The 25,170-nt window shown below is 59.3% G+C and carries 33 protein-coding genes; 12 read left to right on the top strand and 21 right to left on the bottom strand.

What is annotated here, in order from left to right; all coding sequences use genetic code 11:
- Nucleotide 1: 1 nt before the first annotated feature.
- From AC1UK9_RS09220 to AC1UK9_RS09125, 20 genes are all read right to left on the bottom strand, one after another.
- Nucleotides 2–886: a baseplate assembly protein gene (locus AC1UK9_RS09220; RefSeq protein WP_482579894.1), complete on the bottom strand. Its 885-nt coding sequence runs from the start codon at nucleotides 884–886 to the stop codon at nucleotides 2–4.
- Entirely contained in the window at nucleotides 883–1,209 is a 327-nt protein-coding gene (locus tag AC1UK9_RS09215; RefSeq protein WP_085701155.1) for a GPW/gp25 family protein, read from the bottom strand. The genes AC1UK9_RS09220 and AC1UK9_RS09215 overlap by 4 nt, the downstream gene beginning before the upstream one ends.
- A gap of 5 nt (nucleotides 1,210–1,214) precedes the next feature.
- Nucleotides 1,215–1,445 (bottom strand): hypothetical protein, encoded by a 231-nt coding sequence (locus tag AC1UK9_RS09210; RefSeq protein ID WP_482579893.1) that lies wholly within the window; start codon nucleotides 1,443–1,445, stop codon nucleotides 1,215–1,217.
- A 54-nt stretch (nucleotides 1,446–1,499) separates the two neighbouring features.
- Nucleotides 1,500–2,087, bottom strand: a complete 588-nt coding sequence (locus tag AC1UK9_RS09205; protein WP_482579892.1) for a phage baseplate assembly protein V — start codon at nucleotides 2,085–2,087, stop codon at nucleotides 1,500–1,502.
- The gene (locus tag AC1UK9_RS09200; RefSeq protein ID WP_482579891.1) at nucleotides 2,084–2,623 is read right to left on the bottom strand and encodes a hypothetical protein; all 540 of its coding nucleotides are present in this window, start codon (nucleotides 2,621–2,623) and stop codon (nucleotides 2,084–2,086) included. Before AC1UK9_RS09200 ends, AC1UK9_RS09205 begins: the two co-directional genes overlap by 4 nt.
- A gap of 1 nt (nucleotide 2,624) precedes the next feature.
- Nucleotides 2,625–3,281, bottom strand: coding sequence for a hypothetical protein (locus AC1UK9_RS09195; RefSeq protein WP_482579890.1), 657 nt, complete (start codon nucleotides 3,279–3,281; stop codon nucleotides 2,625–2,627).
- Nucleotides 3,278–3,598, bottom strand: a complete 321-nt coding sequence (locus tag AC1UK9_RS09190) for a head-tail joining protein (RefSeq protein WP_482579889.1) — start codon at nucleotides 3,596–3,598, stop codon at nucleotides 3,278–3,280. Before AC1UK9_RS09190 ends, AC1UK9_RS09195 begins: the two co-directional genes overlap by 4 nt.
- Nucleotides 3,599–3,600: 2 nt before the next feature.
- Nucleotides 3,601–4,596: a major capsid protein gene (locus tag AC1UK9_RS09185; protein WP_482579888.1), complete on the bottom strand. Its 996-nt coding sequence runs from the start codon at nucleotides 4,594–4,596 to the stop codon at nucleotides 3,601–3,603.
- 63 nt (nucleotides 4,597–4,659) lie between these two features.
- A complete protein-coding gene (locus tag AC1UK9_RS09180) occupies nucleotides 4,660–5,004 on the bottom strand; it encodes a head decoration protein (protein ID WP_103520674.1) in 345 nt (114 codons plus the stop codon).
- Nucleotides 5,001–6,143, bottom strand: coding sequence for a head maturation protease, ClpP-related (locus AC1UK9_RS09175; protein ID WP_482579887.1), 1,143 nt, complete (start codon nucleotides 6,141–6,143; stop codon nucleotides 5,001–5,003). The genes AC1UK9_RS09180 and AC1UK9_RS09175 overlap by 4 nt, the downstream gene beginning before the upstream one ends.
- Nucleotides 6,140–7,624 (bottom strand): phage portal protein, encoded by a 1,485-nt coding sequence (locus tag AC1UK9_RS09170; RefSeq protein ID WP_482579886.1) that lies wholly within the window; start codon nucleotides 7,622–7,624, stop codon nucleotides 6,140–6,142. Before AC1UK9_RS09170 ends, AC1UK9_RS09175 begins: the two co-directional genes overlap by 4 nt.
- Complete coding sequence (locus AC1UK9_RS09165) at nucleotides 7,624–7,830, bottom strand: phage head-tail joining protein (RefSeq protein WP_266200793.1); 207 nt, start codon at nucleotides 7,828–7,830, stop codon at nucleotides 7,624–7,626. The genes AC1UK9_RS09170 and AC1UK9_RS09165 overlap by 1 nt, the downstream gene beginning before the upstream one ends.
- A gap of 1 nt (nucleotide 7,831) precedes the next feature.
- A complete protein-coding gene (locus tag AC1UK9_RS09160) occupies nucleotides 7,832–9,859 on the bottom strand; it encodes a phage terminase large subunit family protein (protein WP_482579885.1) in 2,028 nt (675 codons plus the stop codon).
- A 4-nt stretch (nucleotides 9,860–9,863) separates the two neighbouring features.
- The gene (locus AC1UK9_RS09155; RefSeq protein ID WP_482579884.1) at nucleotides 9,864–10,466 is read right to left on the bottom strand and encodes a terminase small subunit; all 603 of its coding nucleotides are present in this window, start codon (nucleotides 10,464–10,466) and stop codon (nucleotides 9,864–9,866) included.
- Nucleotides 10,467–10,632: 166 nt separating this feature from the next.
- Nucleotides 10,633–10,977, bottom strand: a complete 345-nt coding sequence (locus AC1UK9_RS09150) for a phage holin family protein (protein WP_136494171.1) — start codon at nucleotides 10,975–10,977, stop codon at nucleotides 10,633–10,635.
- A gap of 526 nt (nucleotides 10,978–11,503) precedes the next feature.
- Entirely contained in the window at nucleotides 11,504–11,863 is a 360-nt protein-coding gene (locus tag AC1UK9_RS09145; RefSeq protein WP_414888162.1) for a PA0613 family protein, read from the bottom strand.
- Complete coding sequence (locus AC1UK9_RS09140; protein ID WP_482579883.1) at nucleotides 11,856–14,075, bottom strand: VapE domain-containing protein; 2,220 nt, start codon at nucleotides 14,073–14,075, stop codon at nucleotides 11,856–11,858. The genes AC1UK9_RS09145 and AC1UK9_RS09140 overlap by 8 nt, the downstream gene beginning before the upstream one ends.
- Nucleotides 14,065–14,295 (bottom strand): TraR/DksA C4-type zinc finger protein, encoded by a 231-nt coding sequence (locus AC1UK9_RS09135; RefSeq protein WP_414888164.1) that lies wholly within the window; start codon nucleotides 14,293–14,295, stop codon nucleotides 14,065–14,067. The genes AC1UK9_RS09140 and AC1UK9_RS09135 overlap by 11 nt, the downstream gene beginning before the upstream one ends.
- On the bottom strand, nucleotides 14,288–14,806 hold the full coding sequence (locus AC1UK9_RS09130) for a phage regulatory CII family protein (protein WP_414888165.1): 519 nt from the start codon (nucleotides 14,804–14,806) through the stop codon (nucleotides 14,288–14,290). The genes AC1UK9_RS09135 and AC1UK9_RS09130 overlap by 8 nt, the downstream gene beginning before the upstream one ends.
- 331 nt (nucleotides 14,807–15,137) lie before the next feature.
- The gene (locus tag AC1UK9_RS09125) at nucleotides 15,138–15,371 is read right to left on the bottom strand and encodes a hypothetical protein (protein WP_414888166.1); all 234 of its coding nucleotides are present in this window, start codon (nucleotides 15,369–15,371) and stop codon (nucleotides 15,138–15,140) included.
- A gap of 98 nt (nucleotides 15,372–15,469) precedes the next feature.
- Here AC1UK9_RS09125 and AC1UK9_RS09120 point away from each other — a divergent pair, with 98 nt between their 5' ends.
- The 10 genes from AC1UK9_RS09120 to AC1UK9_RS09075 all read left to right on the top strand — a co-directional run bounded on the left by AC1UK9_RS09120 (nucleotide 15,470) and on the right by AC1UK9_RS09075 (nucleotide 21,568).
- Nucleotides 15,470–16,117, top strand: a complete 648-nt coding sequence (locus tag AC1UK9_RS09120; RefSeq protein ID WP_047598940.1) for a LexA family protein — start codon at nucleotides 15,470–15,472, stop codon at nucleotides 16,115–16,117.
- A 264-nt stretch (nucleotides 16,118–16,381) separates the two neighbouring features.
- Nucleotides 16,382–16,972 (top strand): hypothetical protein, encoded by a 591-nt coding sequence (locus AC1UK9_RS09115; protein WP_414888167.1) that lies wholly within the window; start codon nucleotides 16,382–16,384, stop codon nucleotides 16,970–16,972.
- A 10-nt stretch (nucleotides 16,973–16,982) separates the two neighbouring features.
- Complete coding sequence (locus tag AC1UK9_RS09110) at nucleotides 16,983–17,264, top strand: DNA-binding protein (RefSeq protein WP_414888168.1); 282 nt, start codon at nucleotides 16,983–16,985, stop codon at nucleotides 17,262–17,264.
- A gap of 158 nt (nucleotides 17,265–17,422) precedes the next feature.
- Nucleotides 17,423–17,743, top strand: a complete 321-nt coding sequence (locus AC1UK9_RS09105) for a pyocin activator PrtN family protein (RefSeq protein ID WP_482579882.1) — start codon at nucleotides 17,423–17,425, stop codon at nucleotides 17,741–17,743.
- Between the two features lie 72 nt (nucleotides 17,744–17,815).
- Entirely contained in the window at nucleotides 17,816–18,361 is a 546-nt protein-coding gene (locus AC1UK9_RS09100) for a hypothetical protein (RefSeq protein WP_482579881.1), read from the top strand.
- Nucleotides 18,358–18,900: a phosphohydrolase gene (locus AC1UK9_RS09095; protein WP_482579880.1), complete on the top strand. Its 543-nt coding sequence runs from the start codon at nucleotides 18,358–18,360 to the stop codon at nucleotides 18,898–18,900. Before AC1UK9_RS09100 ends, AC1UK9_RS09095 begins: the two co-directional genes overlap by 4 nt.
- Nucleotides 18,897–19,478: a hypothetical protein gene (locus AC1UK9_RS09090; RefSeq protein WP_482579879.1), complete on the top strand. Its 582-nt coding sequence runs from the start codon at nucleotides 18,897–18,899 to the stop codon at nucleotides 19,476–19,478. Before AC1UK9_RS09095 ends, AC1UK9_RS09090 begins: the two co-directional genes overlap by 4 nt.
- Nucleotides 19,379–20,527, top strand: a complete 1,149-nt coding sequence (locus tag AC1UK9_RS09085; RefSeq protein ID WP_482580460.1) for a tyrosine-type recombinase/integrase — start codon at nucleotides 19,379–19,381, stop codon at nucleotides 20,525–20,527. The genes AC1UK9_RS09090 and AC1UK9_RS09085 overlap by 100 nt, the downstream gene beginning before the upstream one ends.
- 22 nt (nucleotides 20,528–20,549) lie before the next feature.
- Complete coding sequence (folE, locus tag AC1UK9_RS09080; RefSeq protein WP_010456659.1) at nucleotides 20,550–21,095, top strand: GTP cyclohydrolase I FolE; 546 nt, start codon at nucleotides 20,550–20,552, stop codon at nucleotides 21,093–21,095.
- Nucleotides 21,096–21,196: 101 nt separating this feature from the next.
- A complete protein-coding gene (locus AC1UK9_RS09075) occupies nucleotides 21,197–21,568 on the top strand; it encodes a glutathione S-transferase N-terminal domain-containing protein (protein WP_025113361.1) in 372 nt (123 codons plus the stop codon).
- A 159-nt stretch (nucleotides 21,569–21,727) separates the two neighbouring features.
- Here the strand turns inward: AC1UK9_RS09075 and AC1UK9_RS09070 are convergent, their stop codons facing one another.
- Nucleotides 21,728–22,894 carry an aminotransferase-like domain-containing protein gene (locus tag AC1UK9_RS09070; protein ID WP_482579878.1) on the bottom strand — a complete coding sequence of 389 codons (1,167 nt, stop codon included), beginning with the start codon at nucleotides 22,892–22,894 and terminating at the stop codon, nucleotides 21,728–21,730.
- 82 nt (nucleotides 22,895–22,976) lie between these two features.
- Here AC1UK9_RS09070 and AC1UK9_RS09065 point away from each other — a divergent pair, with 82 nt between their 5' ends.
- Both AC1UK9_RS09065 and AC1UK9_RS09060 read left to right on the top strand, forming a co-directional pair.
- Nucleotides 22,977–23,423, top strand: a complete 447-nt coding sequence (locus AC1UK9_RS09065; RefSeq protein ID WP_482579877.1) for a MarR family winged helix-turn-helix transcriptional regulator — start codon at nucleotides 22,977–22,979, stop codon at nucleotides 23,421–23,423.
- A 317-nt stretch (nucleotides 23,424–23,740) separates the two neighbouring features.
- Nucleotides 23,741–25,090 (top strand): NCS2 family permease, encoded by a 1,350-nt coding sequence (locus AC1UK9_RS09060; protein ID WP_025113364.1) that lies wholly within the window; start codon nucleotides 23,741–23,743, stop codon nucleotides 25,088–25,090.
- The last annotated feature ends 80 nt before the right edge of the window (nucleotides 25,091–25,170 follow it).

Here is a 25,170-nt window from a genome sequence, read left to right as displayed (position 1 = left end):
ATCAACCTCCCAGCACGACTGTATAACCGGTGCAGTATGCTGCCTGCGCCTTGGTCGGCTTCAGATCCAGCCAGTCCTTGAGCTCCACGCGGGCCACACCGGCAATGTGCAACTGCGCATCGACACCAGAGCGCGCCACCTCGACACCCAACCGGCGGCGCGGATTGATCCAGGCCTCAAGCCGCTTGATCGCCTCGGCCAGTGCGGCGTCGTTTTCCGGGCCTGCCCCTTTCATATGCAGAACGGCGTCGACGCGGTAACGCAGGATCTGCGCACCACGCACCGTGACGCGATCCCCCACCGGGCGCACGTCGTCGTCATTCACCGCCGTGGCGACCAGCTTCAACAGTTCAGGGCTGGCCGTGCCATCACCTTCAAGACCCAACACCGTGACGTCCACACAGGCCGGTGATGGGCTTTCAGCCGTGGCATCCGCCACCAGCGCCGAAGCATTGCGCGCATGCAGGATGTAACTGTTGCGCGGTCCTGCGGTGGTCAGTCCCTCATAGGCCAATTGCACACGCTCGCGCAGAGCGTCATGGGATTCCATGACCGCCTCAATCGGCGGTACCGCCAGCAGGTCGGCTGGCTGAATCACCAGGCGCTTCAGATTGACGTTGGCCGCAAGGTGCTCCAGATCAGTGCCCGTGGCGTAAGCCAGTAACTGCGCTTTGGCCGCGTCATTGACCCGCGCCCGATTGCCGAGCTTGATGTAGCTGCCGACCTCGAGCAGCTTGGTCACCGGATCACTTTCCAGCGAGGCCGTCCAGTTCCCGCCCATGTGGCCGCGAAACACGTCGAGTGCCTCGCCATACACTTCTTCAAAATCCAGCGGCTCCAGCACGTCCGGTGCCGGCAGCTCCGACAGATCCACCAGGGTACTCATACCCACACCTCCAACGTGCCGCGCACACCGAGGTATTCGCCGCTGACTTGTATGTTGATTTTGCCGCCCAGCACGGACAGCACGCGCACCCGTTCCAGCTTCAACCGTGGTTCCCAACGACCCAGCGCCCGAGCGGCTTCAGCCTGCACGGCGCTTTTCCAGCCCTCATTGACAGGCAGGTCAACCATGCGCCGCAGCTTGCTGCCGTACTCCGGACGTTCACGGCGGCTCACCAATGGCGTGCCGAGGATGTCACCGACTGACTGGCGTAAATGCTCGATGCCGGAGATGGGTTGCCCGGTGTGGCGATCCATTCCGATCATCGGGTTTACTCCTTGAGTTGCTCGAACTCGGCATGGGCTTTGAGGGTTTTCAGCGCCACATCGTCGGCGCTATCGACCGTGACTTTTTTTTTCGCCACGGCGAGCGTGCGGCCGTCCGGCAGGATGATCGTGCGCGAGGTGTAGAGCGTGTCGCGAAAGGTCACCGAAGAGGGCAGCACCACTGGGCTGACTAGGGAAGACTCAGATGCAGTTGAATCATCTTGATGTTTGGCCATGGGAACTCCAGGCATGAAAAAGCCCGCACGCGGCGGGCTGAATAAAAAGTTGAGTTAGTGCTTGTGATGATTGTCACTTTGGCCGGCGGCCAGAATGTCGGCATCGCTGCTGATGCTTTGGGTAGCGTGCAGCGGGCCGTTGATGTTGACCGGCCCTTTGATGTTCACAGCGCCCTCCAGGTTGATCGTTCCGGACTTCACGGCGACGGCATTGTCAGTGAGTTCGGCCAGCGTTGATCCGACCTTGATCGTGACCGTACCGCTCGGCACGCTGATGGTGTAGCTGCTCGCCTGCCAGTCGTAAACCAGTGATCCGCCATCGTCGAAACGCCAGACTTCGACGTGATCGCGATTATCCGGCGGCGCGCCGCCATTGCCATAAAGGCCGGGAATGAATGTGCCCTGCGCCACCTCGCCACTGGCACTGATCAGCGTGCCCTGCTCGTTCAGGCTCGGCGACCGCCAGTGCCGCGCCTTGCCGGCGGCGATGCTGTGCCAGCGTACCCAGCCGCTGACCCATTCTCCGTCCGACACCCGGCACACCGGTGGTGACGCGGCCAGATCCACCGCCACCACATAGCAGTCTTTCACCAGCCCAGCGAGCATGCGGTCATGCTGGGCGCTCACATAGCCAGCACTCATGCCAAACTCTCCGGCGCAAAGTACTTCTCCCGGTTGGCCAGCCCAGCATCAGGATCAACGCCAAACAGCAGCGTGCCCGGTGGCTGATCTGGCCACGGCCATTGCGCTTCGCCAAGGTAGATCTGCTGCGTCCATTCCACGACCCAGACCGTGTAGCCGTCCAGCTCCGGCTTGGTCCAGTCCGGCATGGCCTGAACAAACTCGGCCGGTTCGACTTCTACGCCCCAGGATTGCATGCGCAGTAAAACAGCCAATTGCCCGACGATAAACACCGCTTGTTGGTGGTGATCGGGCTGGATCGGGTCGGTAATCGCCCGCGCCTCGAACTTGCAGGACAGGCCCGTCTCGCCTGTTCCCGGGTCGATGCCTGGCTCCATTTCTGCCAGTTCGACCAGCACCGCTGGCAGTGGAATACTGCTTTCGATGATCGGCCAAGTGGCGACGATCTGAAGGTCCGGCAGATGACCCTGAATGCGCCGTTCGATGGCTTGATACAGCTGCTCAAAACTGAACGGCTCGTCGACTTCATCCGTCACGTCATTTCCCCTTCAAGTGCTTCTGCACTTCGAAATTGAGTTCCTGCTGCAGCACGTGCACCAGGTGTTCGTCAGCCTTGCGAATCCAGCTTTCGAAGTGTGGCCGCGCCTGCTCCAGCGACACCTTGGCTTTCGCCAGCGGAAAACGGCTACCGTGTTCGGCTATCCAGCCTGAACTAGCGCCACCCGCCCCGCTGACATCGCTGTCAGGGTAGTCACTGGCGTCGAAATGCTTGCTCGCTGTGCGGATCCAGACGTCCGCGCTGTTGCCGTAGACCTTCTTGAAGAACGCGCCCTGAAAGCGCCGACCGGCCACCGACACACCGGAGCGACTCTGCAGAGGACGCCCGATGCGACTGGCTTCCATCGCGTTGAGACCAAACCACAATTTGCCGCTATTGGCACCGCCAGTAACCGGGTAGGCCCGCAGCCGCTGCCGCACAGCAGCAACCGCAATCCGTTCCTGTCGGCCGACGGCGCGGGCGATGTGGGTGGCGAGCCAACGCAGGGTTTTGTTGATGGCTCGGCGCTGGGCATTGGCCGCTGCTTTTGGCAGCACGGCGGCAAAGTCCTGAAAGGCTTTCAGGTCTGCCGCCGAGGTTTTCAGCGAGATCATCCCGCCACCGGCCGAGGGTTTGAAATAGCTACCAACACTCATGGGCGTTTCCTCAGAATCAACGCAACCAGACCGTCACCACCTGGCTCCAGCTGCATCAGGTCGTAGTCACCGCCGCCATCCAACGCCGGAAGATCCACGCTGACCAGCAGCCCTTTTTTCAGGCCGTGCGAATCACGGACGCGGATCTCGAACTTCGGCTCGCGCAACGCCGTTCGGAGGCTGCCCATCTTGGGCTGCAACCAAGGCGCTGCGAACATGCCGAGTACCGGTTCGTCGTAGCCCTCGATTCGGGCTGAATCACCGAGGGTTTCGAATACCGTGTCGTCGATGTCTTCCAGCAGCTCCCGGAAAGCCATGGTCAGAGTTCCAGGAGAATCTGCGCACGTGGCCGCGTGCAAAGGTGCAGCGGGTTAGATTGGGCTTCACCGGCCATACCTTTTTTGAACGGCAACGGCTCGATCATGCTGTAGTACGGGATGCCTTGGGTGTTGACCGTTTCCATGTAATCAGCCGGCGCAAACACCGAGATGTACAGATCCGGCACACCTTCAGGAATCAGCAGCGCCTTGTCGTCATGCACGAACGACACACCGGCCACCTTGCCACGGTAACGCTCCCAGATAATGCCGCCGAACTCGAAGCTTTCACGAGCATCACCGCGCAGAGCTGCTGCCTGCTGGCTGTTGAGGTAGGTCTCTTTGACCGACTTGTGAACGATCAGTCTGTTCCAGAAGTTCTTGCCGCAGAAAGCGCGAGAACCGGTGCTGGTCACGCTGCCGAGCGCGTCTTCCTGCATGTCCAGTGCTTCACCGCACTTGACCCGCAGCTCCGTGCCCGCATCCGCCAGTCCCATGGACAACTGTTGGCGATCAACACCGAAGCGATCATAGAGATCCAGCAGTACGGTCTTGCCATCGGCATCAAGGATCTGGCCATTCAGTGCGCCCATGCGCTGAAATTCGTGCGTGGCGTCCAACTGGCGCCGCGCCTTGGCCAGACGCGCATTGACCACGTCCTGCACCGCCTGCAACTCAGTACGAGTACCGAAGGCACGGATGCCTTGGATCTCGTCGGCCTTGATCGTGAAGCGCTCTGGCAGGTGCACGGTGTTGAACGGGATCAGGTCGCGCTTGCTGCCTGCGACCACCAAGCCGGACGTGCCACGCTCACCCGCCGGCACCAGGGCCAGAGTGTCGCCGTCCTTCTCAATTTGTACGGTCAGAGTGGTGATGCCTTCCTCGCGGAACAGACCCAGAGCGCTGATGCGCCCCGGCAAGTAAGGCTGATCGTTGAGTGCAGCGGTCAGCGAATCGACGCTGAATGCTTCGTCATCAAAAATGGCGATATCGGCCATGGGTACTCTCCAGAAACGAAAAATCCCGCACGCGGCGGGATGCATAAAAAAAGAAGGATCGACTTAGCGCACGATCACGAAATGAGTGGCGAGCGCTTTTTCGGCGGCCAGATCCAGGCCGGTCAGGTGCGCTTCGCTGACCTCGGCCAACCGCACCACGGCACGCCCGCGACGAACGACATCCGACTCACCGAGCGGGCCGTAGAGAATTGCGATGGCGTTTTCCGTGCCGTCTTCGGCGGTCGGGTTGTACGGGGCGAACTCACTGGACGCGGTAACCAGACCAAGGATCTGACCCGGCTCCAGTGCGTGACCGGCAGCGACGTTGATTGCTTCTCGCGAGATGGTCCCAGCGCCCTCGGACAGCAGGAACTCACCTGCATGCATTGGTTCGCGTTTGATAGTCATGGTCTTGCTCCTTTAAAGGCTTGAGATTGAGCGGCCTGACGTGCCGCCCAAATCGACGGCGGATCGGGTTGTTTGGCTTGAATTTTGGGAGCCGGGTCTTCGTTCTGCGGCAGGCTGTTGTCGATCTCAAAGCCCCCGCCTTTCCCTACGACTTTGTCGAAGAGCCGCGCACGCACGGCACCGGTGTCAAGTCCGGCCTGTACAAACTCCACCGCAAACTCTGGCAGCCGGGCAGCAACGCACAGATCGCGGATCGACTTGGCCTGGGTGATCGCGGCCTGCACAGTCGCTTCGTCAGCCAGCTTGGTCGCTGCAATCAGCGGTTCGATCAAGTTGCTGATACCGGCCTGATTGCATGACTGGGTGATCAGTAGAGCCAGCGCCGCTGCATTCGCACCAGGTGCCGATGGCTCAGGCTTGTCGACCACCGGCTCGGTCGGTTTCGTGGGTTCGTTGAGCAGATCCAGCAGCGCCTGGGGCGTGCGCTGGTATTTCTGCATGACTGTGCCCTGCCCCAGACACGCCTTGATTTGTACACCGTCGCCGACTTCATCGGCCAATCCGAGGGCCACCGCTTCGCGAGCCGTCAGCCAGGTTTCTGCATTGACCAGTCGCCGCAACTCTACCTCGTCGATATCCGGCGCCTTGGCCTTGTAGGCCGTGATGATGAGTTCCAGCGCTTGATCCAACGCGGTCGCTACCTTGCGCATATCCTCGGCATCACCCGAGGCATAAGTCCACGGGTTGTGGATCATCAGTGCGGCGTTTTCCGCGATTACCACCCGATGAGCGCCGCAGACTGCAACGCTCGCGGCACTGGCAGCCAGGGCATCCACACGACCGGTGCAGCGCTCTCCCAGACGCGAGAGGGCGTTATGAATGGCCAGGCCGTCAAACAGGTCGCCGCCGATGCTGTTGAACGCCACTACAATCGGTGAAGTACCGTCATCCAGCGCGGCCAGGTCACGCACGAACTGATTGGCCGTAATACCCCAAGTGCCGATCTCGCCGTAGACGTACACCTCGATAGTGCGCTGTTCGGCTTCACCGCTGGCCCGGAGGCTGTACCAGTGTTTGTCTTGCACGGGCAGTTGCCCGTCCAGTTTGTTGAAGATTCGTAGGGGGAACGGCGGTTTCATGGTTTCTCCTGATCGTCAGGGTGAATATCAACCTCGACGAGCGTTCGGTAATTGAGGCCCAGGTCGCGGGCACGTTGAGCGTCTGCGGCGTTTTCCGCGTCCACCGTTTCGGAGTCGTAACCGGTGCGCAGACACATCTCACTGCGCGAACCGAACCCGGAATTGACCTCAAGCATTCGCGCCTGCACGTCCTGCACCGGCTGGATGTAGGCCCAGCCTTGAGGCACCCAGCGCGTGCGTAGAAGTTCGCGACGACGCTTGGCGTAGTCCGGCAACTCGATCACACCGCTCAATACCGCCATGTCCAACCAGGCAGCGCGGACCGGCCGGCAGAGCTGGTGGATGTAGACGTTGAATTGCAGTTGTTCGAGGCGGCGCCGGAACTCGTTGAGCACGACGCGCAACGCACGGTCGTTGATGCCTTTCATGTCGCCCGTGAGGATCTCGTAGGGCGTGTCGGTACCCGCTGCCGCTGCCATCAGTTGCTGCCGCATGAAGTCCGGGTAGTTGTTGCCAGCGTCCGGTGGTTTGGAGAACTCGACCTCCTCACCCGCGCCCAGCTCCTGCATGGTGCCGGGTTCAAGCGCAACCATCGGTGTAAAGCCGTCGCGGTCGGCGGTGATCAGTTGGCCGGTAACCGGGTCACGCGGCGCCTGTCCCATGTCCGGCGATGGGCGCTTGATGAAGCCAGCAAACAGGTTGGAAACTTCCTGCCGGAACAGCACCGCATCGTCGTAGTTGTCGAGACTGCGCAGGCGCTTGAGTACCGGCGACATACGCGGCACGCCGCGCAACTGCCCAGGCTCCAGCGGTTCGAAGATGTGCAGCACCTGGCTGGCCGGGACGCGCACCAGCTGGTTGTAGCCGCTGTTAAGCGACGACGCATCACGCGGATGCGAGCGGTACATCCAGTAGGCCACACGCTTTCCGGCCGGGTTGAACTCGATCCCGGCGCGGATGATGTTGCCGGTCTTGGTCATCTCGAACTTGTCGTGTGGCACGAACTCCGGCGCCAGGGTCTGCAGCTGCAGCGGCACCACCAGACCTTCGTCCAGACTGCGCGGACGCAACCGCACAAAACACTCGCCCGCCGTTTCCACGGTGCGAGCCACAAGCGCCTGCTGGCCATAGAAGTCGCAGAGACCGTCGGCATCCGACTCGTCGGCCCAGTCGTCCCACAGCTCCTGCAGCAGGTTGCGCAGTTCTTCGTCCTTGACCTTCGGGCGCGGAGTGATGCCGGTGCCGATCAGGTTACTGACCCGCTTGTTGATAGCGTTGGCTGCATACGGGTCGTTGCGCACCGCCGCCCGCGAACGGGCACGCAGGTTGCGCAGCGCCGGGGTGTTGATGCTGTTGATGCCGTTGTCGGTGGCATCCCAGCTCGCAGATCGGCGACCCTCCCCGGCGCCTTCGTAGCTGGCCTTGATGTTCGATGGCAGCAAGAATCCGCTACGTGAAAGCGCCGGGAATTGTCGAGCCATCAGATTCCCTTGCCTCCATGACTGAGCCGCACAACGCGCGAACGGGGGCCGGCAGCGCTGGTGAGCGAACTACGAATTTCTTCACGGGCGCGGAGCAGTTCGTCGACGTCGCGGTATTCCACCGTTCGGTCGCTGTAGCGCACGGTCTTTTCGCCACGCGCAATGGCGCGCTCGATGGCGTCGAGGTGTTTTTGAGTAAAGGACATATCAGCGTCTCTTCAGGTAACCGCTGGTGGAACTGCGGCGTTGAGGTGGTGCAGCAGGGGGCCGCGCTGGAGTGACTGGTACAGCAGATGGTGGTGCGGCTTGAGCCTGTCGCACAGCCGCAGGCGCAGGTGGTGCGCCTTCATCGACGCGCTCCCCCTGAACCGGCTTGATGCCCAGGGCATCGTCGAACAGACCGGACTGGGCCAGCGCCTGACGCACCCGATCCCAGTCGTGTTCCTGGTAGCGGTTGATGCCGAGGTAATGCGCCATCGCGAGGCAATACACCATCAGGTCGAGCGCTTCGTTGCGCTCTGCCTTGCCCTTCACCCATTCAATGCGCTTGTGACCGCGAACGTAGCGCACGACTTTGCGTTCGGCGACGCACTGGGCGAAGAATTCGTCCGGTAGGTCGTTGGCAAAGTGCAGCGAACCCGGTCCGTCCGGGAACGGGTAGCGGTTGTAGATCCAGTCCTTGGCGGTGTCGGTACCAACAAACCACAGTTCGGCGCCGTTGCGTTCGGTCTGCCCCTTCCACGTCACGTCGACCATGGACGGGCGCTGTGCAATCACCGGTCGGCCCGGCTTACTCGCACCCTTGATGGCAAAGATGTTGCGCCAGCGGCGAACACGGCAGAACTGGTAGACCTCATCGGTGTGGTGACCGCCGGAGTCGACGCCTACGGCGAGAATCGCCAGGCCGACACCACAAGGATGCCGATAACGCGCCTTGAGTTTCTCGTCCAGCACAGCCCAGGTGCGGTCGTCTGCCGGATCGCCCCAGATGATCTGGTGGTCAACAACCCAGCGCTCCATGCCGACACCGAAGCCCATAACCATCAGTTCCAGGCGGTTGGCCTGAACGTCGACGGCACCGGTCAGCATCAGCACACCGGCTGGCATCGCGCCGAGGGTGTAGTTCTCCAGCCGCGCCCTAGCAATCAGCACTTCTGCCTTGGTCTGTTCGAGCGCGCTGTCCCAGACCTTGGCCAGACGGGTGTTGTAGAACACCTGCATCAGGCTCGTGTCACCTTGGGACTGAGCCTTTTTGGCATCTTCAAACTCCTCAGCAAGCCCGGCCCAATCCATCCAGCCGGTCGGCGAATACAGCGCGTTGAGATGAAAGCCAACGGTTTTTCCGTCGCCACCCGCATGGGCGCGCCACTCGCCTCGGGCGAGCATGTCGCTCTTGTGGTGCTCCTCGATCAGAACATCGCACTCAGGTGCTGCGCATTCGTAATGCACAGTGCTGAGGTCTTTACTGTAGTGCAGCCGCTCCCATTCCAGCACCTGCATATGACCGCAGGTAGGGCATGGCACGTAGTAGTAGCGCTGGTCGCTGGACTCGAACAGATCGGCGATCCGCGAGGCGCCTTTGATCGTCGGCGAGCTGGAGAAGTAGATCTTGGCGTTGCGACCGAAGTTGGTCGCCCGCGTCTCTGCCAGCTTGATGGGGTCACCCTCCTGACCGACGTCGTTCTCCCAGCGGTCGACTTCGTCGCCGTAGATGTAACGCGCCGAGAGCTCCGAAAGGTTGGCAGCAGAACCGGCGGTGGTGACGTACAGCGAGCCACCCTCGAATTCCTTGGTGTCCATCGTGTTGCGTGCGTCCCGCGAGCGAGTGGCCGCGACCCGCTCGCGCAGAACGGGAGTGGCCTTGATGGTCTTGCTGATCCGCCCCGACACCCGCTTTGACAGGCCAAGGCTGGGGAGCAGCGCCAGGATGTTCGACGGCGCCATGTGGATCAGGCCACCCATCCAGTTCAGGGCGATCTGGGTTTTCATCAGCTGCGAGGCCACCATAGTGACCACGCGTCTGCAAGGGTGAGCCGGCGACAGGCAGCGCATTGGCTCGCGGGCATAAGGTGTCCGTGAGGTGCGGTACTGGCCGGGTTCAGGGGCGCCAGTGTCTCGCGGGATCCGCATGTACTCGTCGGCCCATTCGTCGATCCAAAGGTCTGGATCGGGGCGCAGTCCACGGAAATAAGCCTCACGGTACGCCTCTGCACCGTCAGGAAATTCCGTGTGCATGGGTTCAGTCCGTTGTCATGGCGTGTTCAAGGTCTGCTGAAGAGAGGCGCTCGGCTTCTTCCAGCGTTCGACGGAAGGTGGCTGTCAGGTGTTTTTCGATCAGCCAGGGATCGGTCATGGCCGCGAGGTCGTGGGACAGTTGCGGCAGTGGCCCGAACAACTGATCGCGCAGCAAACGGCCGGCGTTGTAAGCGCCGGTCTCGACCGCTTCCTTGGAGACCAGTGAGCCCTGGGCTTTGCCGAGCTCGATATCGGCCAGCTTGGCCATGGTGTGTTCGCGCAGGGCGCGGGCTTTCTGGAAGTCGGGAATCTTGCCGTCGCCGGTAAGCACCTGCGGCGGCGCAGCCGTGAAAGTCGGCTCGACGGAAGTGGACAGTTGGCTGTACACGTCACGCTGAATCCGGTCTTGTTGGTGGCGTTCGGCGACGGCGGCTTTGCTTGGGTCAGCGGTGTCGCGAATCAACGCTTCGCTGGCCAGCACATCCACCAGTTTTCCGTTCGGCGACAGCACCAGGCGGTTGTTGTTTTTCAACCAGGTGATGTAGCTCGGCGCCCTGCCGATTCGCGCCGCAAAGGCGCTTTTAGACAGGTAAGTTGGTTCTGTCATAAGCCCTCCTTTCAACGGCTTTTCAATGCAGACCTTTCAATTTCAATGGATTGAATTTCAGTAAGCTGGGGGCGCTTCCGCTAACACTTTCCCGCGGGTTTCCGACCCCGCACCCTCCGAATAACCCCAGGGTCCCCGGCGGTTTTCGGCGCACCAGATCGGTGCATCACCCCTGTTCGCCCCCGGCTGGCGGGACTTCGCTGACGCCCAGCCGCTTGGCGGCCCAGCGTTCGTACAACCCGATGGCCACATCGGCACCGGCCATCGCCGTGAGGCACCCCAAGGCACCCGCCGTCCAGATCGTCATACCGGCGGCGATCATCAGCATCATCGCCGACACTCCGCAGACAATGCAGGCCCCGGACCGAAGCGCGAGGCGGCGCAACAATGCCCAGCCCCGCGCCCCGTCCTTGTCGGCTCGCCACATCTCCCCCGATACGCCGCCGACCAGGGCCAGGACGATCACTAACCAGATCGGCATCTCTGCCAGCGCTTGTTGCTCGTTTGTCATCGCCAACCCCTAAACGCAAAAACCCGGCGCAATGGCCGGGTTTGGTGGTGTGGTGACTGCCGCTCTCTGCGGTCGCACCTATCGAAGATGGGTACTTTTTACAGGGCGATTCCGGTGGCAGCAAGCGAGTTTTAATGCCATGGAACAATACGGGTGCAATATGGGTACGACGCGGGTGCGACAGGGGTACAACGTATTCACTCGGCTATCGCTTTTGATTCGGCGTCCCATACGTCCCACCTTTCAAAATCGAAGTGGGACGCCTGAGAGCGCCTAGATTCGGGGCCTCGCCCCACCGTCCTACTTATTTATCTCCTTTCTCGTGTAAAGGGAGAAATTTAAGAACACGCTTGCGCGTGAAGCGCGCGTGCAATGTGCCTGCTACGCATATGCGGGCGGGTGACGCTGAAAGGTGGGACGGTGGGACAACCCAGTAAAGACAAGGCCCGCACCTGTCCCACTACGTCTAAACATAGTGGGACAAGGCGGGCCGGTGGGACAGCAACTGCCGGAGCCGTGCCTAGGGTCAAGCAGCCACCCCCATCATGACTCCAAGAATCTGTAGGTGTGCGTCGTGCAGGCGCTGATAATAAGTGTCACGCCCGCAGCCGCAGTGCGCATATCGCAAGCGCATGCCGACATCGAGGGTGCAGTAGTGCTCTCGCACAACCGTCACAAGCTCGGGCGCCAGATGCTTGGTAACGATCAGCTCGATGTCGAGAGAACTCTCTAGCGGCGCACGGAAGGCCCGCCGCCCACGGATCAGTTGCCCATTGCTCTCCATCATCATCGCGACCATATTGCCACCTGCCAGTCCCCCTTTCGAATGATCGGAGTGCAGCTCCTGAGCCCACTTTTTCAGTAACGAATCGATTTCCTTAATCACCGAAACAAGGCTCCTCGACACGATCATTTTCCAAAGCAGACGCCTTGCCCCAGCCCTCAGGTTTCTTGTAGCCCCACAAACGGATCCGACTCTTGGTCATTGCTCCGAGCCGGTAACGACTCCAACCTAGCCGATGCAGTATCGCCCCGACCCGCATCTGCTCCGGCTTGCCCCAATGTCCCGGATCAAGCTTGAGCGCTTGCGTCAAAATCTCACTGCCGGTCGTAGTCTCTCCAATCTGCGATTCCTCCAGCCAGGTCAGGATCGGCGTCTCCCATTCGTCCACCACGAAGCGCTCGTCCTGCTCCTCAGCGAACAATGTCGCCTCATCTCGCGTCACCCACCAGAGGTCACCCGCGTCGTAACAAAACACAGCCTCGGCCCATAGCTGGTCGCGAATGGAGCGCAGCAGCTCTAAGTCCACCTTGGTACAGGCGACCGGCCAATACCGCCGGTTACCGGTGGCGTCCTTCAGATACTCCTCCTGATTGGTGGTGCCGACAAAGACGCACTGACGCGGGACGTCCATGGTGCGACGGCCGTAACTCTCGCGGTAGGTATCCGTGGACGCCGAGAAAAATTGCTTGGCCTTTGTACTTTCCGCTTTGTTGAAGCTGTCCAGCTCGCCAAGTTCGACGATCCATTTTCCCCGGATCGCCTGAAAACCGTCTTTGTCGCCCAGGGCGAAAGGTGTATCCATGAACCATTCACCGCCGAGAATGCTCATCGCCGTCGATTTACCAGCACCCTGCGCACCTTCGAGGATCATCACCGAGTCAGCCTTGCAGCCCGGTTTCATCACCCGTGCTACAGCCGAAATCATCCAGCGCTTGCCAACCTTGGACGAGTAAGCAGAAGCCCTAACGCCCATGACGTCCGTCAACCAGCTTTCCAGACGCGGCACACGATCCCATTCAAGCTTTTTAAGGTATTGCCGCACCGGATGAAACTCGTGGTCATGAGCCACAACGCTCACCGCCTCGATCACATGGGATGCCTTGACCCGCAGGTTGTAATGCTGCGCGAGCCATTTCATTACCCGCACATCATCAATGTCAGCCCAGTCGCCCGTGCCCCCGCCATAAGGCGCTGCACGGAGCTTGACGATCTTCGAACTGAACGCGCTGAAACTGATGACTCCGGCCCAGCGAGGATCATTGGCGAGGATCAATTCAACGTTTTGCATATGTGCGATCAGTGCGCCGCTGTCGCTGCGGGCCAGGAGATCTTTCCAACCGCCTGCGGCGGGCGGTTTGACCACCGCCAGCACCTGACGACGCACCGCCTCCAGCCCCTCTGCAACGTGCAAATCGTTGAAGTCGGTCCATTTATCACCGCGCTCACCGGAAAAGATTGGTGCAACCACCTGACCACCGACGATCAGTGCCGCGTTATTGGCCTTTTCTTCACCAGGGTTCCACGCATCACCGTTCGGCTTGGTAGTTTTCCAGTCATCATCGCGACAAATGATCAGCGGACAGCCCGCGAACCGCTCACGCATGGCCTTACAGACCGCAAGCAAGTTACCCGCATCGAATGCCACGGCCACGGTAAGCGAGGTCGCCATGTGCAGGCTGGCGCCAGTCGCGTAGCCTTCACACACCAACACGGGATCGCCTGGATCGGCGTCCGGTCCTAGGAGGTGGAAAGCCCCCTCTTTCGACATCCCGTAAGGCCAATACGTCTTGTCCCGGCCAGTGTCTTCCTGTTTGTTCGGGTAAATCACCTGAAGCCCGACGATGTCATCCCGTGCGTTGCTCATGGGGACCAAGACTGCCCCGGAACGCGGCGCGTATCGCACCCGGATACCGACGATTTGCTTGCGGTCCAGGTATTCGCTACGGCCTTTCTCCGGCATCCGCTGAAACAAGCCATCCGCTCGCTTTGCCGCCCGGCGCGCCGCATTGGCCGCAACCTCAGCAGCACGACGCTTGCCCTCTTCCTGCCGAGCGCGCATCACTTCGCGTTCTTCGGGTGACATCCGACCGGCCTTGACCTTGATCTTCTGCGTCTCACCCGAACGCCAATCGCCGAATGAACCGAAGATCAGCGTCTCACCTTTCTCGGTGCGGTGTTCATGGGCGACGTACCAGCCGTTTTTCTCGGTGCCCTTATCCTGCGCCGTCTTGCACCGGGTGAGCTTGCCGAACACCAGCGGTTGCGCTGGTACAAGTCCGTAATCCGCGAACTGCGCCAAAACTTCATCGAGCATGACGAGCTCCCTTCAATTCCGCGAGCGAAAGACAGTCCACACAATGCGTGCAGCCTGGTTGCGCTACACGACGTCCCTCTGGAATCGGCTCTTCGCATTCTTCACAGAACAGATAAGAGTGCGCCGCCAATGCAGGTTTGGCGGCGTTGCGACGTGCTGCGAGCGCTTGGTCGACACGCTCTTGGACGAGATCATTAGCAAAGTCTGCGATGTCAGCCACGGTCAGCACCTCGCGTAGTCTGATTGACGTAGGTGGCGCGGTTGAATAACCCGAGCAGCCCTTGAATACCTCGGAACACCTGCAGACGAATCGCAGCCAGTTCCTGATCGGTGACAACGCCGTCGCCGATGCTCTTGGCCCAAGTCTCGGCGAGATCCGCGACCTGCCGGAAGTATTCGGCGATACCGGTCGTGAGCGTTTCAGGCATGTCGTTGGTGTAGGTGTCGGCCAACTCCTGCCAGACCGTGTCGCCGACCAATGCATGCACCGCATCGAGAATGCGGCGATCCTTGGTGAGCTCGAGGATCTCACCGAACTCCTGAATGTTTATGGAGTGGCTCGGGTGGGTCGGCGAAAGCTTGTGCTGCAGCGTGGTCGGGTTGCGACCGGTCGTGGCGGCGATGGCCGCAGCGCCGCCTGGGTATTCGCGAGCGGCGTGGTACAGCGCTAAATCGAGCGGCAGGACTTCCCGCTGGGCCCGATCTACGGAACTCAGAGCGATTCGGCTCATGGCATTAATCCTTGAATGTTGCCAGTGCCGCACGACAGGGAGTGGTGGTACATTTGTCGTGTGGCGTGTAAGTGCCCAAACGCCGGCGAGGTTTCATAGACCAACACCGGCACCGTGCTGGGGCGAACAATCCGTTGTTCACCCCTAGCGCAACAGCTGCCAGCTCTGTGGTGGAAAAGGCAGCAACACCAAAGCTTCCGAGCCTTGGAAAACGCGAGAGGCGTGGGCGGTTTGCATTTGGTTTGCCCCCCTACTCCTAACGCGGCCCGACAGCGCTGTGGTGGTGCGTGTCGGGAGGAACTGGGCGACCTTTGGGTCGCCTTTTTTCTAACTATGCAGCTTCGCTTGGCGAGTCATCGTCCATGATCCCAAAGTGTTCAAGAACTTCTGAGATCGTCACGCAGCCATCACTTTCGCGGGCCAATGACTTGATTAGAGAAACGCTTGGATCTTTGCTCGCATATTTCACGTGTAAGCGAAGGTAGCTATCAGCTATACGGCAGCGATTCGCGTAGGCCTTTAGCTTTTCCTTATCCATGTTGCTGATGTAATCACGCAGGTTCATTGAGTAGTCCTCCGAGCGCTAAATTAACCTTTAGGGTTATTTTTTGCAATACCCAGAGAGACATTCACCTCAAAGGTTAATGAAGCCAAAATCATCACATGAAAATTTCAGATACCCGGCTTCACAACTTTCGACGAATCATCGCTGAGCGGAATCTTCGCTTGACGGACGTAGCTGAGCGCCTAGGTAAAGCGCCTGCGCAGGTCAGTGCTTTCGGAGGGAAGAATCCTACGAAAGGGATTGGTGACCAGATTGCACGCGAGCTCGAAAAAGCTCTGAACTTGCACGAGGGTTACCTCGACATGCCTTACGGTGTTGGGGAGTTCAATAACGCTACTGTGCTAAGCCATACAGGACGTAAGCTTCCGGTTATAGGCTCCATTGCTGCGGGCTCATGGTGCGAGGGCCAAGGGAGCTTTGATCCAAGAGATGCTGAGGAATGGATTGATGCTCCGGGACCAGTGGGGCCAAGCGCGTTCATTCTCAGAGTTGAAGGTGTGAGCATGGAGCCAAAGTTTATGGAGGGTGACAAGATCGTGATCGATCCATCCCTCGAAGCTTTACCAGGCCATTTTGTTGCAGCGAAGCGAGTTAGAGATGAAGCGGCAACACTCAAACAACTCAGACAAGAGGGTAGCGAACGTTATCTCTATGCAGTCAATCCTGATTGGCCGGAACGAATAATCCGAATGACTGAAGAATGGAACATATGCGGACGAGCTAGGTGGAAAATCTCCGACCTCTAAAGTTAACCCTAAAGGTTATTTTTTCTTGACCAAATAACCTTTAGGGTTAATATTGCCTCACTCTCCACCATAGAGCGAGGCTTCACCCATGCTATCTAGCGCTACCCTCCACGTTCACCCGGCGTGCGTCAGCAACAAAAAAATGATCGAGCAGCTGCAGCTCGCCACGGGCCGCTTGGTCATCATTCATAACTGCAAACCCCAGCTTGTCGCCAAGTCCTGCCAGCCCTCTCCTGTCGATCCGAACGGCGGAGGGCACGCGGCATGATCAAGTACAAGATCGACAACCGCACCCTCCAACTGCTCAACGCCCAAGTCAACCTGACCGAGACTTTCAACCACGTCCTGCGCACAGCTCCGAAGCGCGAGTGCTTGGCATTCCGTCTCAAGGCCGAACGCGGCACCACGGAAAGCACTTTTGTCATCGAGCTGGGCAATGAACGCCATACGCTGACGCTGCCGAACGACAAGAAGATGCACCTCAAGCTGGCCGACTTCATCGAAGAGATTGCCAACGGCCCGCTTGATTCGCGCAGTACCAGCGACCTGGTGCATCGTACCCACGCAGATCGTCAATACGGCCGTTTTGAAATCCAGGACAAACAGCGGGTATTCGAGCTGATCCGCACCGGTGGCGTGCTGAGCCTCGACATGGGCTTCGACCTGCCCCTGCACGTCGCTATTCATCGCCCGCACACCCTCTCCTGCATCACCGGCATCCTCAGCATTGGCAAAAAGAGCCCGCGTACCCGGTGTTTTACCGCGTGCGGTACCGATGTCGAGATCTACGGCAAGGTCAGCGAGTTCATCAGCCAAATTGCATTAGCGGCCACCCCTGCCGCACACGCGGCTTAAGGAGAGCGCCATGGAACGTACCCTCGCCCAAACAGCTGCTCATCTCGGCCTGACCCGTCCCAAGCTCATCGCCCGCATGCGCGAAAAGGGTCTACTCAAGGGAAACCTGCCGGCGGATCTCAACCGCGACGGTGATTATCTGCGGATCAACAACAGCCCATGGTACGACGAGAAATGCGGCATGCAGTACAGCCAGTCGACTCGGGTCAAGCAGGCCGGCATCCGCTGGCTGGCTGACCAGTTGGGGATCGACCTCCCCGCCATTCCGGCAGACCGCCGTGACGTGGCCTAGGGAATACGCCCGACAGATCATCGCAATGCGGACACGTGAGGAGCGCAATGCCGCGCTCCAAGAGGTGCCCGAACATCTGCGGGAATTGACCAAACGCCATTGCCTAAACGCCTGGAACCACCCCTCACGATCCAAACGCAAGGAGGCTCAATAGCCACATGAACAACGTGAACCAAACACCGCTGCGACTGCTTCCAGCGCCTGATAACTGCACCGTTGACATGCTTTACCGTCTTTTCGGCGACGTACTCATTCCGCTTGAAAAGCTGCGTGTCCACTACTTCAAGAACCTCAACGAAAAGACGTTCACAGAAGCGATCAATAGCCGCCGGATTCAAATTCCCGTGACCACTATCGACGAAAGCGGAAAAGCATTGAGGTATGCCCACATCAAGCACGTTGCCGCTCTGATCGATATCCGCGCCTACAAGGCTGATGAAGAGATGCAACGACCGCTAGACGACAAGTCGGACGCGTAATACCCATTTGAGATCGAACGACACCTCCATTTGGCTGCCACCACCAGCCAAGCGAGCCCAGGAGCAAACCAAATGACAGCAATTCAAATCTGCGCACTCATCTCTCTCATCACTCTGGCGGCGCTATTAATTTGGGCCGGCTACTTGATGGGCCATACCGACGGAATGTCCGCCGGTAAGAAAGAAAGCGACGACATCCAGCGTGCCGAAAGCGCCAAAACCATTCGTGAGTTAAGGGCCTCACTCGACTTCATTAAGGCCGACCACGCCCACCTGGCGCAATTCAGCAAACGCCTGCAGAAAGCGTTTACGCTCGGCGATCCCGAGCGCCAGACACTGCTCGATATCGCCGAAAAGCTCCGCATTGCCGCCGAGACTTTCGCCGCTTTCCGCACCGGGAAGAAATTGGAACGCGAAACCCGCGCCCTGCGCGATGAGGCGCTAGCCATGGCCGAATTACTGAAGTCCGTCGAAACAACAGGCCGTGCAAAGGTAGAAAAGGTGTTCCCTCTCATACCTCTCAGCAAGGTAGATGCAGAAAAAGCTGCATTATTTTTCCAGCAAGATAGCCAAGCAATCGCAACAACATTGCAAACAGCTTCAGGTGGTGCCGCATGAGCGAGATTCTGACTTCCACCGGCAAACGGTTCGAACTGTTCAAACCCGACTCAATCATGATTGAACCGCACGACATCTCTCACGCACTCGCCCACCTGTGCCACTTCGATGGCCGGGCCCGCGAGTTCTACAGCGTTGCTCAGCACAGCTGCATCGTTGCCACTATGGTGCCGAAAGAGCACAAACTCGCAGCGCTACTTTATGCCGCCACCGACGCGTATGTGGCTGTGATCAATGAACATCCCAAGATATGGATGTTCCTCCAGCAGCGTTTTGAAGATGTTATTTGGCGACGCATTTGCGAGCGCTTCAGCCTTTCCCACGAGACTCCCGAATGCGTATACGAGGCAAGTCTCGTCACGATGGCAACCGAATATCGAGATCTCATGCCTGCAGACCCGGCTATCCGTGAATGTCTGGTCGGTATCGAACCTTCTGCCGAAACCATTCGCCCTTGGTCGCCTAACGAAGCGCAACACACGTACCAGCAGCGCCTGATGGATCAACTCACTGTCGAACACCGGAGGAAAGCGGCATGAGAAATGTACAGAACACCACCGAGACCCTGCCCGCTTTGCTCCGCATAAACAACTGGATCGCCACGCCTGTAAACAACAGCTGCTGCGCAGCAGCAAGCATCATTGCCTCTTCCAGCAGCACTGCCGAGGGTCTGATACCCCACGAAAAGCTGCGCGAGGCAGCCATCCCTAATGCAACGCTGAACGCTCAGAAACGCTCGCCCGCGCAGCTTGTCGAGGGGTATACGCAATGTGATGAGGCAGCAGAGCCATCGTTGCCAACCTATCACCTCGACAAGATTCCAGAAGACAAGATGGCCGAACTGGTCGGTACCACCCGCCGGGCATTACAAGGCAAGCGCGCGAGAGGCGTCATACCGAAAGGGGTTTGGAACAGCATCGATAGCCGCATTTACTACAGCCTAAGGAGATATGAAGCATGGCTCGAGAGCCAATGGGATTGCCCACCGGAGTTGAATTTGCTGGACAGTCCGTCCGCATTCGCTTCACCTGGAACGGGCAACGCCGTTGCGAAACCCTCCCCTATCCCCAAACGCCGAAGGGGATTAAGGCTGCCGCCGACCTACGCGCTAACGTAACCAGCCTGATCAAGCATGGCGTATTGGATGATCAGCGCTACGCCGAACTGTTCCCCAACTCCACCTATGCCAACTACTCGGCGACTCCCCGTTTCGGGGAGTACGCCCAGGAGTGGCTCAACAGTCGCGAGATCGTGGCCGGGACACGCAAGAACTACCTCGGCTCGCTCAATTTGTACTGGATGCCGTATCTGGCAATGCTGCCCATCGACAGCATCACGTCGCTGATGCTGCGCAAGGTCGTGGCCAATACCAAATGGCCGACACCGGGCGTGAAGCGCGCGGCGATCCAGCGTCTGACCACGGTGTTCGGTACGGCAGTGAAAGACGGTCTGATCACCCGTAACCCGGTGGAGTCTATTGAGCTGCCGGTGAAGGCCAAGAAACCCATCGATCCCTTCACCGTGGGTGAGGCCAACCAGATTATCGATCACCTATATAAGACGCTCACCCATTCGATGCGGATCTACGCAGCGTACTTCGAGTTCGCCTTCTACACCGGCATGCGCCCCAGCGAGATCGCGGCGCTGCGCTGGGAAGAGGTCGATAAGGAAAAGCGACTGGTCAACGTGTGTCGGATCGTCGCGGACTACAAGATCGAGGAGCGCACCAAAACCCGGAACGTGCGACAGGTCATGCTCAATAGCCGCGCGCTGCACGCCCTCGAGCAGGCAGAGTTGGAGGCGCAACAACGCGCCCTGCAGAGCCGTCTTAAACGCGCCGAATCGCCCTATGTATTCCCGCCAACGAAGAACTTCGAGTTCATTCAACAATCGAGCGTGACCGACAAACACTTCCAGGCTGCACTGAGCGAATTGGGGATTCGCGCCCGCCGGCAATACAACTGCCGACACACATACGCTACCATGTGCCTCATGGCGGGTATGAACCCTGCGTTTATTGCCACTCAGCTCGGTCATAGCGTTCAGATGTTGCTATCGACATACGCCCGATGGATCAACTCCAGCACCGACTGGGGTGAGCTCGGTAAGCTCGAAAACAGCTTGATTGGTACAAAATTGGTACAGACAGAAACAGTACCCCTCTGAAACCCTTATGGAATCAGCCCCTGTGACACTGGAACAGAACTACACCGCGATTCTCGGCCAACTGGGCGAGGACGTGTCCCGCGAGGGCCTGCTCGACACGCCAAAGCGTGCCGCCAAAGCCATGCAGTACCTCTGCCGCGGTTATGAACAGACGCTCGAAGAGGTCACCAACGGTGCCCTGTTCAGCTCCGACAACAGCGAAATGGTGCTGGTCAAGGACATCGAGTTGTACTCGCTGTGCGAACACCACCTGCTGCCGTTCATCGGCAAGGCCCACGTCGCGTACATCCCGAGCGGCAAAGTGCTGGGCCTGTCGAAGGTTGCGCGCATTGTCGACATGTATGCCCGTCGCCTGCAGATCCAGGAAAACCTCAGCCGCCAGATCGCCGATGCGGTGCAGCAAGTCACCGGCGCGCTTGGCGTGGCCGTGGTGATCGAGGCCAAGCACATGTGCATGATGATGCGCGGTGTCGAGAAGCAGAATTCGTCGATGATCACCTCGGTGATGCTCGGTGAGTTCCGCGAAAACGCGGCAACGCGCAGTGAGTTCCTCAGCCTGATCAAGTAATCGGCTGCAGAAAAAACCGGCGTTGATCGCCGGTTTTTTTTCGCCCGTGAAAAATCGGGTAAGCTGCGCGCCTTTCTCAATTTGCACCGTGAGGCTTCAACGTGTTCGTAAAAGCGCTTCGTGTCGGCCTGGGCCAACTGATCATCTTTATCGACTTCATCACTCGTCCCGGCAAAAAACAGCGCCCGGCCGAAACTCAGGCCCAGGTCAATGCCGCTGCGAAAGGCCTGACCCTGTATCAGTTCCACGCCTGCCCGTTCTGCGTAAAAACCCGCCGCACCCTGCGTCGCCTGAACGTTCCGGTAGCGCTCAAGGATGCGAAGAACAATGAACAGGATCGCCAGACACTGCTGGATCAGGGCGGCAAGATCAAGGTGCCGTGCCTGCGCATCGAAGAGAATGGGCAGACGACGTGGATGTATGAGTCGAAGGTGATCATTGATTATCTGGACAAGCGTTTCGCGGCTGTCTGATGTTTATTTGTCGTGCTGACTGACACCTTCGCGAGCAAGCCCGCTCCCACAGTGGGAATGCATTCCAAATTGTGGGAGGGGGCTTGCTCGCGAAGAGGCCCTCTCAGCCAACACAAATCCCAGACAAAAATAAACCGGCCCATGAGCCGGTTTATTTTTTCAGGCTGCTTTATCTGATTGCGCCTGCCGCACCACCGCCGCCAATCGCTTGAGCCCTTCGTCCAGTCGCGCTGGATCGATATGGCTGAAATTCAATCGCAGATGCCCCAGGTTCTTATCGGGATCGGGAAAGAACGGCTCACCTGGCATAAACGCCACGTCATTGGCCAGCGCCTCATTGAGCAAGGTGCGGGTGTCCAGCGGTTGCTTCAAAGTCAGCCAGAAAAACAGCCCGCCCTGCGGCGTATTCCAGTTCGCCAGATCGGAGAAATGCGTTTGCAGTGCTGATTCAAACGCATCGCGCCGCTCTCGGTAAAAACCGCGCAGCTCGCTCAGATGCTGCTGATATTTTTCCGTGCCGATCCATTGCAGCGCCTGCCACTGGCCGATGCGGTTGGTGTGCAGATCCGCCGACTGCTTGAGCTTGAGCAGATGCGGGAACAGGTCCGGGCTGGCGATCAGGTAGCCGACACGCAAACCCGGCAGCAGGGTTTTCGACACGGTGCCGGTGTAGATCCAGCTGGCCTTTTTCAGGCGCCCGGCAATAGGTTTGGCACTGCCGCCGTCGAAAGTCAGTTCGCGGTACGGCTCGTCTTCGATCAGGGTCACGCCGAACTCATCCAGCAGCGCGGCAACGGCGGCGCGCTTGGCTTCGCTGTAGCGCACGGCAGAGGGGTTCTGGAATGTCGGGATCAGGTAGATGAACGCCGGACGATGCTGCTCAAGACAGCTGCGCAGTTGGGCCAGATTCGGGCCATCGGCCTCTTGCGGCACGGTCAGGCAGTCGGCACCGAACAGCTGGAAGATCTGCAACGCGGCCAGGTAGGTGGGCGCTTCCAGCAGAATTTCGGTGCCTTTGTCGATGTACAACTTGGCCGCCAGATCCAGCGTTTGCTGGGAACCGCTGACCACCAGCACCTGGCTCGCCTTGCAGTCCAGACCAAGCGCCCTCGCCTCTGCGGCCAGTGCTTCACGCAGCGCCGGCTCGCCTTCGCTCATGCCGTATTGGCCGAGGGACAGCGGCATGTCGGCCCATTCGACTTTCGGCAGCATCGCTTCGGCCGGCAGACCACCGGCAAACGACATCACCTCCGGGCGCTGGGCGGCGGCGAGGATTTCACGGATCAGAGAACTTTTAAGGCGCGAGACACGTTCGGAAAAAGCCATGGGAGTCACCGGTAGCGAGGCCTGGGAAAAATGAGTCAAACTGGTTGACTGAAACTACGACAGCTTGAGCGAGTACGTCAACATGCTTGACCTTAAAAACCCCGCCAGCCAGCAACAGGCGATGGAAGCGTTTTTCTTCGGCTATCAGGCGTTCACCGCCAAGGCCGATGAAATGCTGGAGCGCCGCGGCCTGTCCCGGGTACATCAGCGGATCGTGTTTTTCATCGCACGGTACCCGAGTTTGAGTGTGAAGGAGTTGCTGGGATTGCTCGGCGTGAGCAAACAGGCGTTGAACATGCCGTTGCGCCAGTTGCAGGAGATGCACCTGGTGGGCAGCGTCGCGTCAGAGGCGGACAAGCGTAAGCGCCTGCTGGAACTGACCGCCGAGGGTGCGAAGTTCGAGCAGGCGTTGCGCCGCGAGCAGGTGAAGTTGCTTGAACGGGTGTTTGCCGAGGCTGGAGAGGCGGCGGTGAATGGGTGGTTGGCGGTGAATATGGCGTTGGGCGACAGCCAGGCACATCTCGATTGATCAGACTGGCCTCTTCGGGAGCAAGCCCCCTCCCACAGGGTTCTGCTGAGTACCCATGATCCGGGTTCACCGGAGATCCACTGTGGGAGGGGCTTGCTCCCGAAAGTACCGGAACGGGCGATATATCCCTATCGCCTGACCTTTCGTAAACAAAACCAAAAACAATATTTGCTTTATTTGTACACAAAAGCATAATCCACAGCGTGCGAGTTCCTGACCGCATGGTCAACAAATTCGCGTATGCCTCAAAGGGCTGCTGCCACCCCTCATGGGTCCGGCCCTGGAAATAACAATAAAACTCTTGAGGAGTACTCGCTGTGGAAAGCCGCAAATCCGAAGCATCGACGCTGGAACTCTCGCCGCCACTACGCAGTGGCGTGCTGGAGCGCATCTTTAAACTCAGCTTGCATGGCACCACGGTGAAGACCGAGCTGATTGCCGGTCTGACAACCTTCATCACCATGGCCTACATCATCTTCGTCAACCCGAACATCATGGCCGATGCCGGGATCGATCACGGTGCAGCCTTCGTCGCCACGTGTATCGCCGCGGCACTGGGCTGCCTGTTGATGGGCCTGTACGCCAACTGGCCGGTAGGTCTGGCGCCCGGCATGGGCCTCAACGCCTTCTTCACTTACACCGTGGTCGGCACCATGGGCTACAACTGGGAAACCGCGCTCGGTGCGGTGTTCGTCTCCGGTGTGCTGTTCATGATCCTGACCTTCTCACGGATTCGCGAGTGGCTGCTGAACAGCATTCCGGTCAGCCTGCGCTTTGCGATGGGCGCCGGTGTCGGTCTGTTCCTCGGACTGATCGGCCTGAAGACGGCGGGCATCGTGGTCGACAGCCCGGCCACTCTGATCAAGCTCGGCTCCCTGCGTGAACCCGGCCCGCTGCTGGCGGCGATCTGCTTCCTGATGATCGCGATCCTCAGCTACCACAAAGTGTTCGGCGCGATCCTTATCAGCATCATCACCGTGACCCTCGCCGGTTGGGGCCTGGGCATCGTGCACTACTCAGGCATCATGTCGACCCCGCCAAGCCTGGCACCGACCTTCATGGCGATGAACGTCGCGGGCGTGTTCAACGTCAGCATGATCAGCGTGGTCCTGGCCTTCCTCTTTGTGCACATGTTCGACACCGCCGGCACCCTGATGGGCGTCGCCCAGCGCGCCAATCTGGTCAACGCTGACGGCCGTATCGAAAACCTCTCGCGCGCCATGAAAGCCGACAGTGCTTCCAGCGTCTTCGGTGCCGTGGTTGGCGTTCCTCCTGTCACCAGCTACGTGGAAAGTGCCGCCGGTGTAGCCGCTGGTGGTCGGACTGGTCTTACCGCAGTCACCGTAGGTGTGCTATTTATAGCCGCGATGTTTTTCGCACCGCTGGCCGGCATGATTCCCGCTTACGCCACCGCCGGTGCACTGATCTACGTTGCGATGCTGATGATGGGCGGCATGGCCCACATCGAGTGGGACGAAGCCACTGACGCCATTCCGGCGATCGTCACCGCGATCATGATGCCGCTGACCTTCTCGGTCGCCGACGGCATCGCGCTGGGCTTCATCACCTACGTGGCGTTGAAGGCCGGTACCGGCAAGTACAAGGAAATTTCCGTCAGCCTGTGGGTGCTCTGCGCGATCTTCATCGCCAAGTTCATCTTCTTGTAAGCGTCACGCGGTTCAAGCGTCAAAACAGCCTCACCCTCGCGGGTGGGGCTTTTGCACATTCTTGAGTACAACAAAAAAAG

The organism is Pseudomonas sp. AK-TSAG1-1, assembly GCF_056821665.1.
The sequence above is the reverse complement of the archived record's forward strand: the minus strand, read 5'-3'. Positions and strand labels throughout refer to the sequence as shown.

What these genes read in the sequence shown, in the direction of transcription:
- AC1UK9_RS09170 (WP_482579886.1), bottom strand. Translation starts at nt 7,624, where the DNA reads ATGGCTCGACAATTCCCGGCGCTTTCACGTAGCGGATTCTTGCTGCCA.
- AC1UK9_RS09115 (WP_414888167.1), top strand. Translation starts at nt 16,382, where the DNA reads ATGATCAAGTACAAGATCGACAACCGCACCCTCCAACTGCTCAACGCC.
- AC1UK9_RS09205 (WP_482579892.1), bottom strand. Translation starts at nt 2,087, where the DNA reads ATGAGTGCTGGCTATGTGAGCGCCCAGCATGACCGCATGCTCGCTGGG.
- AC1UK9_RS09195 (WP_482579890.1), bottom strand. Translation starts at nt 3,281, where the DNA reads ATGAGTGTTGGTAGCTATTTCAAACCCTCGGCCGGTGGCGGGATGATC.
- AC1UK9_RS09105 (WP_482579882.1), top strand. Translation starts at nt 17,423, where the DNA reads ATGAACAACGTGAACCAAACACCGCTGCGACTGCTTCCAGCGCCTGAT.
- AC1UK9_RS09165 (WP_266200793.1), bottom strand. Translation starts at nt 7,830, where the DNA reads ATGTCCTTTACTCAAAAACACCTCGACGCCATCGAGCGCGCCATTGCG.
- AC1UK9_RS09155 (WP_482579884.1), bottom strand. Translation starts at nt 10,466, where the DNA reads ATGACAGAACCAACTTACCTGTCTAAAAGCGCCTTTGCGGCGCGAATC.
- AC1UK9_RS09120 (WP_047598940.1), top strand. Translation starts at nt 15,470, where the DNA reads ATGAAAATTTCAGATACCCGGCTTCACAACTTTCGACGAATCATCGCT.
- AC1UK9_RS09095 (WP_482579880.1), top strand. Translation starts at nt 18,358, where the DNA reads ATGAGCGAGATTCTGACTTCCACCGGCAAACGGTTCGAACTGTTCAAA.
- AC1UK9_RS09140 (WP_482579883.1), bottom strand. Translation starts at nt 14,075, where the DNA reads ATGCTCGATGAAGTTTTGGCGCAGTTCGCGGATTACGGACTTGTACCA.
- AC1UK9_RS09100 (WP_482579881.1), top strand. Translation starts at nt 17,816, where the DNA reads ATGACAGCAATTCAAATCTGCGCACTCATCTCTCTCATCACTCTGGCG.
- AC1UK9_RS09150 (WP_136494171.1), bottom strand. Translation starts at nt 10,977, where the DNA reads ATGACAAACGAGCAACAAGCGCTGGCAGAGATGCCGATCTGGTTAGTG.
- AC1UK9_RS09130 (WP_414888165.1), bottom strand. Translation starts at nt 14,806, where the DNA reads ATGAGCCGAATCGCTCTGAGTTCCGTAGATCGGGCCCAGCGGGAAGTC.
- AC1UK9_RS09210 (WP_482579893.1), bottom strand. Translation starts at nt 1,445, where the DNA reads ATGGCCAAACATCAAGATGATTCAACTGCATCTGAGTCTTCCCTAGTC.
- AC1UK9_RS09125 (WP_414888166.1), bottom strand. Translation starts at nt 15,371, where the DNA reads ATGAACCTGCGTGATTACATCAGCAACATGGATAAGGAAAAGCTAAAG.
- AC1UK9_RS09180 (WP_103520674.1), bottom strand. Translation starts at nt 5,004, where the DNA reads ATGACTATCAAACGCGAACCAATGCATGCAGGTGAGTTCCTGCTGTCC.
- AC1UK9_RS09070 (WP_482579878.1), bottom strand. Translation starts at nt 22,894, where the DNA reads ATGGCTTTTTCCGAACGTGTCTCGCGCCTTAAAAGTTCTCTGATCCGT.
- AC1UK9_RS09110 (WP_414888168.1), top strand. Translation starts at nt 16,983, where the DNA reads ATGGAACGTACCCTCGCCCAAACAGCTGCTCATCTCGGCCTGACCCGT.
- AC1UK9_RS09175 (WP_482579887.1), bottom strand. Translation starts at nt 6,143, where the DNA reads ATGAAACCGCCGTTCCCCCTACGAATCTTCAACAAACTGGACGGGCAA.
- AC1UK9_RS09190 (WP_482579889.1), bottom strand. Translation starts at nt 3,598, where the DNA reads ATGGCTTTCCGGGAGCTGCTGGAAGACATCGACGACACGGTATTCGAA.
- AC1UK9_RS09220 (WP_482579894.1), bottom strand. Translation starts at nt 886, where the DNA reads ATGAGTACCCTGGTGGATCTGTCGGAGCTGCCGGCACCGGACGTGCTG.
- AC1UK9_RS09185 (WP_482579888.1), bottom strand. Translation starts at nt 4,596, where the DNA reads ATGGCCGATATCGCCATTTTTGATGACGAAGCATTCAGCGTCGATTCG.
- AC1UK9_RS09065 (WP_482579877.1), top strand. Translation starts at nt 22,977, where the DNA reads ATGCTTGACCTTAAAAACCCCGCCAGCCAGCAACAGGCGATGGAAGCG.
- AC1UK9_RS09090 (WP_482579879.1), top strand. Translation starts at nt 18,897, where the DNA reads ATGAGAAATGTACAGAACACCACCGAGACCCTGCCCGCTTTGCTCCGC.
- AC1UK9_RS09160 (WP_482579885.1), bottom strand. Translation starts at nt 9,859, where the DNA reads ATGCACACGGAATTTCCTGACGGTGCAGAGGCGTACCGTGAGGCTTAT.
- AC1UK9_RS09215 (WP_085701155.1), bottom strand. Translation starts at nt 1,209, where the DNA reads ATGATCGGAATGGATCGCCACACCGGGCAACCCATCTCCGGCATCGAG.